The organism is Streptomyces sp. NPDC002306, assembly GCF_053593435.1.
The window spans coordinates 13,817-26,746 of record NZ_JBSFCK010000003.1 but is presented as its reverse complement, the minus strand read 5'-3'; the positions used below and the strand labels follow the sequence as shown (position 1 = coordinate 26,746).

The following is a 12,930-nucleotide window of genomic DNA, read 5'->3' as shown; positions in this document are numbered from 1 at the left end:
ACACCGTGGAACTCGCCCAGGTCCGGCTGCTCGTCACCGACTTCGCCGCCTGCTACCGGTTCTACGCCGACGTCCTCGGCCTGAAACCGCAGTCGGGGGCCACCGACGGGCCGTACGAGAAGTTCAGCCCCGCCGCCGGATCCGCGGGCATTGCCCTCCAGGACCGGGCGATGATGGCGGGCGTGCTCGGCGAGCTGGGCGACTCGGCGACGGGCCACCGCTCCCTGGTGGTGCTGCGCGTCGACGACCTGGACACCTACTGCGCGCGGATCGCCTCCCGGGGCGCGACCCTGCTGCACGGCCCGGCCGCCCTGACCGACCGGATGCGGGTGGCCCACCTCAAGGACCCGGAGGGCAACCTCGTGGAGCTTCAGGAGTGGCAGCTGCTGCGCGGCTGACACCGGCGGAGTCGAACAGTCCGGCGCAACCTCGTCCCTTCGGTGACGGCACGCGGTCTACCGCCCGGCGGCCAGGAGTGGCACGCTGCCGTCCATGGGGGCTTTGAGACGGATTCGGGCCCGCCCGCGCGGGACGCGGGCGATGGCCGTGACGGTGCTCGCGGTGACCGCCGCGGCCGGTGTCGTGGCGTGCGATCCGGGCGGCCTGGGCTCCGCCTCGGTGGCGTACACGACCGACCAGACCGCGACGAAGGAACTCCAGCGCCGGAAGGTGGACGTGCAGTGGCTGAGCTGCACCGCCGACTTCGGTGACGCGACGGCCACGGCCGGCGCGAACACCGTCGCCACCGTCGACTGCCAGGGCCGGACGGACGACGGCCGGGACATCACCGTCACCGGGAAGGTCACCCGGGCCGTCGACGGGGCCTGTGTGCGCGGGGACCTGACCGCCCGGGTGGGCGGCAAAGAGGTGTTCCGGGTCAGCGGCCTCGGTGACTGCGACGCCACGCACTCGCCCGTCGGCGGAGGTCCCGGCGGTCAGCAGGGGCGGCCCACCACCACGGTGACCGTCACCAGGACCGTCTGGTGCGTGGACGATCCGCATTGCCGGCCGGTCGAAGGCAAGTGAACGGCCCCCTGTCGGCGGGCGGCGCCGCTGCATAGGGTGATCGTGTGACCCAGCCTGCTGCCTCCGCGCCCACGTCGGCTTATCCCCGTTTCCCGCACCTGCACGGCGAGTTGGTCGCCTTCACCGCCGAGGACGACGTGTGGCTCGCGCCCCTCGACGGCGGACGGCCCTGGCGGGTCAGCGCCGACAACATGCCCGTGACGCTGCCGCGGATCTCGCCCGACGGCACCACCGTCGCCTGGACCTCCACCCGGGACGGCGCCCCCGAGGTGCACATCGCCCCCGTCGACGGAGGCCCCGCCAAGAGGCTTACATACTGGGGCAGTTCGACGACCAGGGTGCGCGGCTGGACCCCGGACGGCGAGGTCCTCGTCACCAGCAGCGAGGGGCAGGCGAGCCCGCGCCGCAGCTGGGCGCGCGCCGTCCCGCTCGACGGCGGACCGGCGGCCGTCCTGCCCTACGGGCCCGTCGGTGACGTGGCGTTCGGGCCGCACACCGTGCTGCTGTCCGCGCCGATGGGCCGCGAGGCCGCCTGGTGGAAGCGCTACCGGGGCGGTACGGCGGGCAAGTTGTGGATCGACCGCGACGGCGACGGCTCGTTCACACGGCTGCACGAGGAACTGGACGGCAACCTGGAGTTCCCGGCGTGGGCGGGCGAGCGCATCGCCTTCCTCTCCGACCACGAGGGCACCGGCGCCCTGTACTCGTCCCTCGCCGACGGCTCCGGCCTGCGCCGGCACACCCCCGAGGGCGACGGTTTCTACGCCCGGCACGCCGCGAGCGACGGCCGCCGTGTCGTCTACGTCTCGGCCGGTGAGCTGTGGCTGCTGGACGACCTCGACGGGGCCGAGCCGCGCCGGCTCGACATCCGGCTCGGCGGACAGCGCACCGACCGCCGGCCCCGCCCGGTGAACGCCGCCCACTGGTTCGGCTCGGCCGCCCCCGACCACACCGGACGCGGCAGCGCGGTCGCCGTGCGCGGCGCCGTCCACTGGGTCACCCACCGCGCGGGACCGGCCCGCGCGCTCGCCGCCCGGCCCGGCGTACGGGCCCGGCTGCCCCGGACCTTCCGCGCGGAGGGCGAGGAGTGGGTGGTGTGGGTGACGGACGCCGAGGGCGACGACGCCCTGGAGTTCGCGCCCTCCACGGGCCTCGCCCCCGGCGCGACCGCGCGCCGGATCGCCGCCGGACAGCTCGGCCGCGTCCTCGACCTGGCGATGGCGCCCGACGGCACCCGGGCCGCCGTCGCCGCGCACGACGGGCGGCTGCTGGTCGTGGAGCGGGAGACCGGCGAGGTCCGCGAGGTCGACCGCAGCGAGTACGGCGACGTGGCGGGCCTCACCTTCTCGCCCGACTCCGCCTGGCTCGCCTGGTCGCACCCCGGCCCGTACCCGCTGACCCAGCTCAGGCTCGCCGACACCACCGATCTGTCGGTGACCGAGGCGACCCCGCTGCGCTTCCAGGACTACGCCCCCGCGTTCACCCTCGACGGCAAGCACCTCGCCTTCCTGTCGAACCGCTCCTTCGACCCGGTCTACGACGAGCACGTCTTCGACCTGGCGTTCGTGGAGGGCGCCCGGCCGCACCTGATCACGCTCGCCGCGACCACGCCGTCGCCGTTCGGGCCGCAGCGCCACGGCCGCCCCTTCGAGGCCCCCGACAAGGACGAGACGCCCGACAGCGAGGGCACCCCGGCGACCCGGATCGACCTCGAAGGCCTCGCCGACCGCATCGTGCCCTTCCCGGTCGAGGCCGCCCGCTACTCCACCCTGCGCGCCGCCAAGGACGGTGTGCTGTGGCTGCGCCACCCGGTGCGCGGTGTCCTCGGCGCCTCCCGCGCCACCCCGGACACGCCCGACCCCAAGACCGAGCTGGAGCGCTACGACCTGGCCCAGCAGCGCATCGAGCACCTCGCCGCCGACGTCGACGACTTCGACGTCACCGGCGACGGCAAGCGGCTGCTGCTGTGGACCGACGGCCGCCTCAAGGTCGTCCCCAGCGACCGGCGGGCCTCGACGGACGACGACAGCGACTCCAACATCACCGTCGACCTCTCCCGGGTACGGCAGACCGTCGACCCGGCGGCCGAGTGGCGGCAGATGTACGACGAGACCGGCCGGGTCATGCGGGACAACTTCTGGCGCCCGGACCTGGGCGGCGTCGACTGGGACGGCGTCCTGGACCGCTACCGGCCGGTCCTGGACCGCCTCGCCACCCACGACGACCTGGTCGACCTGCTGTGGGAGGTACAGGGCGAACTCGGCACCTCGCACGCCTACGTCACCCCCAACGGCGGTCACGGCCACGGCGCCCGTCAGGGTCTGCTCGGCGCCGACATCTCCCGGCACCCGGACGGCGTCTGGCGCATCGACCGCGTGCTGCCCTCGGAGACCTCCGACCCGAAGGCCCGCTCCCCGCTGGCCGCGCCCGGTGTGGCGGTGCGTGCCGGGGACGCGATCGTCGCGGTCGCCGGGCATCCGGTGGACGCGGTGACCGGCCCCGGACCGCTGCTGGTCGGCACCGCGGGCAAGGCGGTGGAGCTGACGGTCTCCCCGGCCGGCGGCGGCGACCTCCGGCACGCGGTCGTCGTCCCGACCGCGGACGAGGAACCGCTGCGGTACCACGCCTGGGTCGCCGACCGGCGGGCGTTCGTGCACGAGCGTTCCGGCGGCCGGCTCGGCTATCTGCACATCCCCGACATGCAGGCGCCCGGCTGGGCGCAGATCCACCGGGACCTGCGCGTCGAGGTGATCCGCGACGGGCTGGTGGTGGACGTCCGGGAGAACCGGGGCGGCCACACCTCCCAGCTGATCGTGGAGAAGCTGGCGCGGCGGATCGTCGGCTGGGACCTGCCGCGTGGCATGCGGCCCATGAGCTATCCGCAGGACGCGCCCCGCGGACCGGTCGTCGCCGTCGCCAACGAGTTCTCCGGCTCCGACGGCGACATCGTCAACGCCGCCATCAAGGCGCTGGGCATCGGACCGGTCGTCGGCACCCGCACCTGGGGCGGTGTCGTCGGCATCGACAGCCGCTACCACCTGGTCGACGGGACCCTGATCACCCAGCCCAAGTACGCCTTCTGGCTGGAGGGTTACGGGTGGGGCGTGGAGAACCACGGCGTGGATCCCGACGTGGAGGTGGTGCAGCGCCCGCAGGACCACGCGGCCGGCCGGGACGTCCAGTTGGAGGAGGCGGTCCGGATCGCGCTGGAGGCGCTGGAGGAGACGCCCGCCAAGACCCCGCCGAGCCTGCCGGGCCTGGAGTGACACAGGGGCTCGCTACGATGCTCCGGTACGACGTCGACCGCGCGAGGAGGGCACACGTATGGCAGGGGAGCCGCAGGACGACTGCCTGTTCTGCAAGATCGTCGCGGGACAGATCCCGGCGACGATCGTCCGAGAGACGGAGACGACCGTCGCGTTCCGGGACATCAACCCCCAGGCGCCCACGCACGTCCTGGTGATCCCCAGGGCGCACCACGCGAACGCGGCCGAGCTCGCCGCCGCCGACCCGGCGCTCGCCGCCGACGTGCTGCGCGAGACGAAGGCGGTCGCGGACGAGGAGAAGCTGGACAGCTACCGCGTCGTCTTCAACACCGGTGCCGGCGCGGGCCAGACCGTCTTCCACGCCCACGCGCACGTCCTCGGCGGGCGCGGCATGCACTGGCCCCCCGGCTAGGCCACCGTGTCCGTACGCGAACTGGTGGTCCTCGGCACCGCCAGCCAGGTCCCCACCCGGCATCGCAACCACAACGGCTACCTGCTGCGCTGGGACGGCGAGGGTCTCCTCTTCGATCCCGGCGAGGGCACGCAGCGCCAGATGGTGCGTGCCGGGGTCGCGGCCCACGACCTGCACCGGATCTGTGTCACCCACTTCCACGGCGACCACTGCCTCGGCCTGCCCGGGGTGATCCAGCGCATCAATCTCGACCGGGTGCCGCACCCGGTGACCGCGCACTACCCGCGCTCCGGGCAGCGTTTCTTCGACCGGCTGCGGTACGCGACCGCCTACCGGGAGTCGGTCGGGCTCACCGAGGCACCGGTGGACTCCGACGGACACCTCGCGGTGACCCCGTCGTACACGCTGGAGGCCCGCAAGCTGTCGCATCCCGTCGAGTCCTACGGCTACCGGCTCGTCGAGCCCGACGGCCGCCGCATGCTGCCCGAGCGGCTCGCGGCGCACGGGATCAAGGGCCCGGACGTGGGCCGGATCCAGCGCGAGGGCGCGATCGGAGCCGTCACGCTGGACGACGTCAGCGAGGCGCGGCGCGGCCAGCGGTTCGCGTTCGTGATGGACACCCGGCTGTGCGACGGCGTGTACGCGCTGGCCGAGGGCTGCGACCTGCTCGTCATCGAGTCGACCTTCCTCGACGAGGACACCGGCCTCGCCGTCGAACACGGTCACCTGACCGCCGGGCAGGCGGCCCGGGTCGCGCGCGAGGCGGGCGTACGGCATCTCGTGCTCACGCACTTCAGCCAGCGTTACGACGACCCCGACGAGTTCGAACGGCAGGCACGGGCGGCCGGCTTCGAGGGAGAGCTGACCGTCGCCCACGATCTGCTGCGGGTACCGGTTCCGAAACGACGATAAAACACCCGTACGATGCTTTGATGCCCCTCCCCAAAGCTGAGCTGCACCTCCATATCGAAGGCACCCTGGAACCCGAGCTGGCGTTCGCGCTCGCCGCGCGCAACGGTGTCACCCTGCCGTACGCCGACACGGAAGAGCTCCGCACGGCGTACCGGTTCGATGATCTCCAGTCCTTTCTGAACCTGTACTACGAGCTCATGGCCGTGCTGCGCACCGAGCGGGACTTCGAGGACCTGGCGAACGCCTACCTGGCCCGCGCCGCCGCGCAGGGGGTGCGGCACGCGGAGATCTTCTTCGACCCGCAGGCCCACGTCGCCCGGGGGCTGGCGATAGGCACGGTCGTCGAGGGGCTGTGGCGGGCGCTCGGCCGCAGTGAGGAGAACCACGGCGTCTCCACCCGGCTGATCCTGTGCTTCCTGCGCGACGACTCCGCCGAGTCGGCCCTGGCGACCCTGGAGGCGGCCGGGCCGTACCTGGACCGGATCACCGGCGTCGGCCTGGACTCGGCCGAGGTCGGCCACCCGCCGGTGAAGTTCCGCGAGGTGTACGAGCGCGCCGCCGCCCTCGGGCTGCGGCGCGTGGCGCACGCCGGTGAGGAGGGCCCGCCGCGGTACATCACCGAGGCCCTGGACGTGCTCGGCGTCGAGCGCGTCGACCACGGCCTGCGCTGCATGGAGGACCCGGAACTGGTCGAGCGGCTGGTGCGTGAGCGCGTCCCGCTGACCCTGTGCCCGCTGTCGAACGTCCGGCTGCGCACGGTGGACGTCCTCGCGGACCACCCGCTGCCCGCGATGCTGGACGCGGGCCTGCTGTGCACGGTCAACTCCGACGACCCCGCCTACTTCGGCGGCTACGCGGGCGACAACTTCGACGCCGTGCGCGCCGCCCTCGGCCTGACCGACGACCGGCTGCGCGAACTGGCCCGCAACTCCTTCCTCGCCTCCTTCCTGGACGACGACGAGGAACGCCGAGCCCGCTACCTGGCCGAGGTCGAGACCTACGACTTCACGACCTGACGACCCCGGAGAACCACACGACCGGGCGGCCCCCGAAAGGGGCGCGGGGAACTGCGCGACCGGCCCCCACCGGCCCGCAGCCAGACGACCCCTCACGACCGCAGGGCGTCGCTTCACGACGGACGTGAGTCGGCCGACTCGAAAGGGGCGCGGGGAACTGCGCGACCGGCCCCCACGGACCCGCAGCCGACGACTCCTCACGGCCGCAGGGCGTCGCGACACGACCGAGGCGAGTCGGCCGACCTGAAAGGGGCGCGGGGAACTGCGCGACCGGCCCCCACGGACCCGCAGCCGACGACTCCTCACGGCCGCAGGACGTCGCGACACGACCGAGGCGAGTCGGCCGACCTGAAAGGGGAGCGGGGAACTGCGCGCCCGGCCCCCACCGGCCCGCAGCCAGGCGACTACCCAGGCCCGGAGGCCAGATGGCGGCCTCACCCGCCGGGTGTCGCCGCGGTCAGTCCGTCGTGCCGTAGGCCCCCCGCGCGGGAACCGTGGGGGAGTCCACCGTCACCTCGACGACGGGCAGCGCGCCGCCCCGCCGCCGGACCACGCTCGCCAGCAGCGGGCGCCCGGCGGTGTGCAGGGCGACCGCGGTCATGGGCACGGCGACCGCGAGCAGCCCGACCGCGAGCATCGCCCCCATGCCGGGGAACCCGGCCCGCGCCGAGAGCACACTCCCGGTCAGCGGACCGGCCGCCGTGCCCAGCGAGGACGCCGACCCGACGAGCACCGCCCAGCGGCCGCGCGGGTCCAGGGAGGCGGCGAGGCCGATGAGGTACGAGAGCACCACCGGATACAGTGCGTTCCAGGCGATCTCGCCCGTCGCGAAGGTCGTGAGGTCGGTCGCGGACGCGCTGACCACGACACAGCCGGCGATCAGCGCGGTGCCCGCCCCGATCGGCAGCGCCCGCCCCAGCCGGGGCCCGAGCGCCCCCGCGCCCAGGACCCCGAGCAGCCCGGCCCCCAGCGCGGCGGCGAAGACGACACCGACGGTGGTCTCGGTGAGGTGCGCCTGGTTCAGCCCGATCCGGCCGCTGACCCCCCACAGGGAGTTCTGGACGAGGGACCAGCAGGGCATGGCCGCGGCGAGGACGAGCCCGGCGCGCAGCTGGGGGAGCCGGGCCCGTTCGCGCCGGGCCGGCGGCGGGGCCGTACGGCCCGGGAGACGGCCCGTCAGGGGCCAGACGGCGAGCGCGGTCAGGGCGATCGCGGCCAGCGGCTGGCCGTGTCCCGGACCGAGGTGCGGCACCGTCAGGTAGACGGCGCCCGCGAGCGCGGAGACGCCGAGCAGCCCGAGCGTCGAGGCGCGGTGCGGATCGCGTTCGGCGGCGATCCGGGTGGCGGCGACCGCGGTGACCGTACCGGAGCCGAACCCGCCCACCAGCGCGCCGAGGACGACGGCCGGTACGACGCCGGTGAGGGCGGCGCCGCCGTAGCCGAGCACGGCCAGGACGATGCCGACGCGGGCCAGCCGGCGTGCCCCGATCCGCTCCACCCGGGACGCGAGGACGAACCCGGCCGCCGCCGAACTCAGCAGCAGCGCGCTGCCGACGGCTCCGGCCTGGGTGGCCGACAGCGGCAGCCCCGAGTCCAGCCTGCCGACGGTGGTGGGCAGCAGATACGGGGCGAGGTACCCGGTCGCGAACAGGGCGACGACGGGCCAGGGAGTGGTGCGAGGGGCGAACACGGGCGTTCCCGGGGCATGCGAAGGGGGCGGCACAAGAGGGGGGTGGGGCGCCGACCGTCGACGGACGGGAACGCGCGGGCAATTTGTATCAAGCACGCGCTGCGAGCAGAAGGGTGGGGGGCGTGATGTGGAACACGTTGGGTTTGGGGCGGGGAAGGCCGGGTATGAGGGCCCGCCTTCCAGGGGGTGGAGGCGGCGCCTACCGCCAGCTCACCGCGCCTCGCGCGCCCGCTCCCGGCGCCACCGTCTCGATCTTCGCCCGGGTCTCCCGCATCACCGCGACGATCCGCTCCTCGTGCTCCGGCGTGAGCCGGGCCACCGGCACCGAGCAGCTGATCGCGTCCTGCGCGGGCACGTCGTAGCGCAGGGCGAAGCCGAAGCCGGTGATGCCCAGGACGCTTTCCTCGCGGTCGACGGAGTGGCCGCGGGCCCGCACTCCGGCGAGGTCGGCGGCCAGCGCGTCGCGGGTCGTGCGGGTGTGCGGGGTGAGGGCCTCGTACGGGCCCCCGGGCAGTTCCCCGTCGGGCCGTTCCGCCAGCAGCGCCTTGCCCAGCGCGCCCGCGTGCGCGGGGAGCCGGCGGCCCACCCGGCTGATGGTGCGCAGGTAGGCGTGCGACTCGCGCGTCGCCAGATAGGCCACGTCACGGCCGTCCAGCCGCCCGAGGTGGATCGTCTCGCCGAGCGCTTCCGAGGCCTCGTCGAGGTAGGGGTGGACGAGCCGGACGCGCGGGTCGGAGTCGAGATAGCCGGTGCCGGTGAGCAGGGCGTGGATGCCGATGCCGTAGAGCGAGCCGGTGTCGTCGGTGCGGACCCAGCCGCGCGAGATCAGCGTCTGGAGCAGCGCGTACATCGAGCTGCGCGGCACCCCGAGCGCGTCCGCCAGCTCCTGGAGCCGGGCCGGCCGGTCCCCGCGCGCCGCGAGCAGTTCCAGCAGCTCGACCGTCCGCGCCGCGGACTTCACCTCGCGCACGCCCCCTGTCTCCGACATGCGCCGATGGTAATGCGGGCCGGCCGGCCACATCCCGGACCATTGACTGCCCTCGTTCGCCTATCTAACCTTCATCTCCATACGTAGATGACATCCATAGAGGGAGATGACTGACGGTGAGCCCCGACACCGGTACGGCGGCCACGGACGTGACCGAGCGGCTGGCGGAGGGAATGGCGCGCGGTGTGCTGTCCTTCCCGCTGACCAGCTTCCACGAGGACGGCTCCCTCGACCCCGACGGCTGCCGCGCGCACCTCGCGGCCCAGCTCGCCGCCGGACCCGGCGCCCTCTTCCCCGCCTGCGGCACCGGCGAGTTCTTCTCGCTCGACGAGGACGAGTACCGCCAGGTCGTCACCCTCGCCGTCCAGGAGACGGCCGGCCGCGTGCCCGTCGTCGCCGGGGTCGGCTACGGCTGGGCCCAGGCCGTGCGGTTCGCCCGGATCGCCGAGGAGGCGGGCGCCGACGCCCTGCTCGTCCTGCCCCACTACCTGGTCGCCGCCCCGCAGGACGGCCTGGTCGCCCAGCTCGGACAGATCGCGGCCCGCACCCGGCTCCCGCTCATCGCCTACCAGCGCGGCCAGGTCACCTTCACCCCCGCCTCCCTGCGCCGCGTCGCCGCCCTCCCCGCCGTGATCGGGCTCAAGGACGGCCACAGCGACCTCGACCGACTCCAGCGCCTCACCCTCGCCGCCCCCGACGGCTTCCTCTTCTTCAACGGCGCCGCCACCGCCGAGATCCAGGCCCGCGCCTACGCCACCGTCGGCGTCCCCGCCTACTCCTCCGCCGTGCACGCCTTCGCGCCCGAGATCGCCGACGCCTTCTTCGCCGCCCTGCGCGACGGCGACGACAAGACCGCCGACCGGCTGCTGCGCGACTTCTACGTCCCCTTCGTCGAACTGCGCGACCGGGTGCCCGGCTACTCCGTGTCCCTCGTCAAGGCCGCGGCCCGGCTGCGCGGCCGCCCCGTCGGGCCCGTCCGCGCCCCGCTCACCGACCCCTCGGCCGCCGACCTGGCCGAGCTGCGCACCCTGCTCACCGCCGGACTCGACCTCGTAGGAGCCACGCTGTGACCCGCGACCTGACCATCACCGAAGTACGGCTCACCCCGATCCTGGTGGCCGACCCGCCGCTGCTGAACACCCAGGGCGTGCACCAGCCGTACACCCCACGACTGATCGTCGAGATCGTCACCGCCGACGGGGTCACCGGACTCGGCGAGACCTACGGCGACACCAAGTACCTGGAGCTGGCCCGGCCCTTCGCCGACCGGCTCGTCGGCCGGCGGGTCAGCGACCTCAACGCGCTGTTCGACCTCGCGGACGAGGTCGCCGTCGACGGCTCCCGCGTCTCGCGCCAGGTCGACGTCGGCGGCCTGCGCGGTGTGCAGACCGCCGGCAAACTGCGCCTGTCCGTCGTCTCCGCCTTCGAGGTGGCCTGCCTCGACGCCCTCGGCAAGGCCCTGGACCTGCCCGTGCACGCGCTGCTCGGCGGGAAGGTCCGCGACACGGTCGAGTACAGCGCGTACCTGTTCTACAAGTGGGCCGGCCACCCCGTGGGCGTGGCCGGCGAACAGGACGACTGGGGCGCCGCCGTCGACCCGGCCGGGATCGTCGAACAGGCCCGCAGGTTCACCGAGCGGTACGGCTTCACCTCCTTCAAGCTCAAGGGCGGTGTCTTCCCGCCGGACGAGGAGATCGCCGCCGTACGCGCCCTCGCGAAGGCGTTCCCCGGGCATCCGCTCCGCCTGGACCCCAACGGCGCCTGGAGCGTGGAGACCTCGCTGAAGGTGGCGAAGGAGCTGGGCGACGTCCTGGAGTACCTGGAGGACCCGGCGCTCGGCACCCCCGCGATGGCCGAGGTGGCCGCCGGGACCGACGTGCCGCTCGCCACCAACATGTGCGTGACGACCTTCGGCGAGATCCAGGAAGCGTTCACCAAGGGCGCCGTGCAGGTCGTCCTCTCCGACCACCACTACTGGGGCGGACTGCGCAACACCCAGCGACTGGCCGCCGTCTGCAGCGCCTTCGGCGTCGGCATCTCCATGCACTCCAACACCCACCTGGGCATCAGCCTGGCCGCCATGACCCAGGTGGCGGCCACCGTCGCCGGCCTCCACCACGCCTGCGACTCCCACTACCCCTGGCAGTCGGAGGACGTGCTCACCGAGCGCCTCACCTTCGAGGGCGGCGCGGTCACCGTCTCGGACGCCCCCGGCCTCGGCGTCGAACTCGACCGCGAGCGCCTGGACTTCCTCCACCGGCGCTGGCTGGAAGCCGACAGCGCGCTGCGCGACCGCGACGACGCGGCGGCGATGCGCGTCGCCGACCCCGGCTGGACCACCCCCGCCGTGCCCCGCTGGTGACTCCGGGGCCGGTCCGGGACGGGAGGCGGCCGGCGGCGGCCCGGGGACTCGGCCCGCCGTCGGCCGACGTGCTGCGCGGTGTTTCGTCAGTGCTGTGGTGCACACTGGCCAGATCCGCACCACGTCAGGGAGCGCCACGTGCACGGAGAGGGACCGCAGCACTGCCAGGCCCACGTCGATCCGCTGTCCGCCCTGCGCGCACCGGGCGACCCACCCTGGGACGTGTACCTGACCGGCACGGTGTTCCTGGACATCATCTTCACCGGGCTCGACTCCGCCCCGGTGCGCGGGACGGAGTCCTGGGCCCGGGGCATGGGGTCGAGCCCCGGGGGCGTCGCCAACATGGCGACCGCGCTCGCCCGCCTCGGCCTGAGAACGTCCCTCGCGGCCGCCTTCGGCGACGACCACTACGGCGAGTACTGCTGGGACGCCCTGGCACAGGGTGAGGGCATCGACCTCTCGCCGTCCCGCACGGTCCCCGGCTGGCACTCCTCGGTCACCGTCTCCATGGCCTACGAGGGCGAGCGCACGATGGTCTCCCACGGCCACGAGCCGCCCCCCGAGGAGACCGCCCCCGAGCACGCCCCCCGCGCGCGTGCCGCCGTCGCCTCGCTCACGCCGGGCCGCACCGCCCACTGGATCGCCCAGGCCGCCCGCGAGGGCACCCGCATCTTCGCCGACGTCGGCTGGGACGACACCGGTGCCTGGGACCTGGCGGCGCTGGCCGACCTCCGGCACTGCGAGGCCTTCCTGCCGAACGCGGAAGAGGCGATGCGCTACACCGGCGCCGACTGCCCCCGCGCCGCCGCCCACGCCCTCACCGCGCACGTACCGCTCGCCGTCGTCACCCTCGGCGCGGACGGCGCGTACGCCGTGGACCGGCGCACCGGCGAGAGCGCCGAGGTCCCGGCGATCGCCGTGGAGGCCCTCGACCCGACCGGCGCCGGCGACGTCTTCGTGGCCGGCTTCGTCACCGGCACCCTGGCGGGCTGGCCGCTGGCCGACCGGCTGGCCTTCGCGGGCCTGACCGCCGCCCTCTCCGTCCAGGAGTTCGGCGGCTCCCTGTCCGCCCCCGGCTGGGCGGAGATCGCGGCCTGGTGGCGCCGGGTGCAGTCGGTCGAGGGGCAGGATCCGGCCGCCCTGCGCCGGTACGCGTTCCTGGACGGCCTCATCCCGGAGGAGGAGCCGGTCAGGCCGTGGCCCCTGCGCAGGGCGGTGCCGACGATCGGGTTCGGCCGGTCGGCGTGAGCGGTTCGGC

At 74.1% G+C, this 12,930-nt stretch carries 11 protein-coding genes; 9 read left to right on the top strand and 2 right to left on the bottom strand.

From position 1 onward, the window contains the following. Positions 1-5: 5 nt before the first annotated feature. The 6 genes from ACWCQK_RS07845 to ACWCQK_RS07820 all read left to right on the top strand — a co-directional run bounded on the left by ACWCQK_RS07845 (position 6) and on the right by ACWCQK_RS07820 (position 6,632). Positions 6-398 (top strand): VOC family protein, encoded by a 393-nt coding sequence (locus ACWCQK_RS07845; RefSeq protein ID WP_451153052.1) that lies wholly within the window; start codon positions 6-8, stop codon positions 396-398. Positions 399-540: 142 nt separating this feature from the next. Further along, on the top strand, positions 541-1,026 hold the full coding sequence (locus ACWCQK_RS07840; RefSeq protein ID WP_451153050.1) for a hypothetical protein: 486 nt from the start codon (positions 541-543) through the stop codon (positions 1,024-1,026). Positions 1,027-1,070: 44 nt separating this feature from the next. Continuing rightward, the gene (locus tag ACWCQK_RS07835; RefSeq protein WP_451153048.1) at positions 1,071-4,292 is read left to right on the top strand and encodes a S41 family peptidase; all 3,222 of its coding nucleotides are present in this window, start codon (positions 1,071-1,073) and stop codon (positions 4,290-4,292) included. Between the two features lie 58 nt (positions 4,293-4,350). After that, complete coding sequence (locus tag ACWCQK_RS07830; RefSeq protein ID WP_451153046.1) at positions 4,351-4,704, top strand: histidine triad nucleotide-binding protein; 354 nt, start codon at positions 4,351-4,353, stop codon at positions 4,702-4,704. Positions 4,705-4,710: 6 nt separating this feature from the next. Further along, a complete protein-coding gene (locus ACWCQK_RS07825) occupies positions 4,711-5,616 on the top strand; it encodes a ribonuclease Z (RefSeq protein ID WP_451153044.1) in 906 nt (301 codons plus the stop codon). Between the two features lie 20 nt (positions 5,617-5,636). Then, entirely contained in the window at positions 5,637-6,632 is a 996-nt protein-coding gene (locus tag ACWCQK_RS07820; RefSeq protein ID WP_451153042.1) for an adenosine deaminase, read from the top strand. Positions 6,633-7,089: 457 nt separating this feature from the next. Here the strand turns inward: ACWCQK_RS07820 and ACWCQK_RS07815 are convergent, their stop codons facing one another. Further along, the gene (locus tag ACWCQK_RS07815; RefSeq protein ID WP_451153040.1) at positions 7,090-8,322 is read right to left on the bottom strand and encodes an MFS transporter; all 1,233 of its coding nucleotides are present in this window, start codon (positions 8,320-8,322) and stop codon (positions 7,090-7,092) included. A gap of 199 nt (positions 8,323-8,521) precedes the next feature. After that, positions 8,522-9,310: an IclR family transcriptional regulator gene (locus ACWCQK_RS07810; RefSeq protein ID WP_451153038.1), complete on the bottom strand. Its 789-nt coding sequence runs from the start codon at positions 9,308-9,310 to the stop codon at positions 8,522-8,524. 173 nt (positions 9,311-9,483) lie between these two features. On the opposite strand from ACWCQK_RS07810, the gene ACWCQK_RS07805 reads away from it, so the two are divergent. From ACWCQK_RS07805 to ACWCQK_RS07795, 3 genes are all read left to right on the top strand, one after another. Continuing rightward, positions 9,484-10,380: a 5-dehydro-4-deoxyglucarate dehydratase gene (locus tag ACWCQK_RS07805; protein WP_451153895.1), complete on the top strand. Its 897-nt coding sequence runs from the start codon at positions 9,484-9,486 to the stop codon at positions 10,378-10,380. Next, the gene (locus tag ACWCQK_RS07800) at positions 10,377-11,672 is read left to right on the top strand and encodes a glucarate dehydratase family protein (protein ID WP_451153036.1); all 1,296 of its coding nucleotides are present in this window, start codon (positions 10,377-10,379) and stop codon (positions 11,670-11,672) included. The genes ACWCQK_RS07805 and ACWCQK_RS07800 overlap by 4 nt, the downstream gene beginning before the upstream one ends. Before the next feature lie 138 nt (positions 11,673-11,810). Further along, positions 11,811-12,920, top strand: coding sequence for a carbohydrate kinase family protein (locus tag ACWCQK_RS07795; protein ID WP_451153034.1), 1,110 nt, complete (start codon positions 11,811-11,813; stop codon positions 12,918-12,920). Positions 12,921-12,930 lie beyond the last annotated feature (10 nt).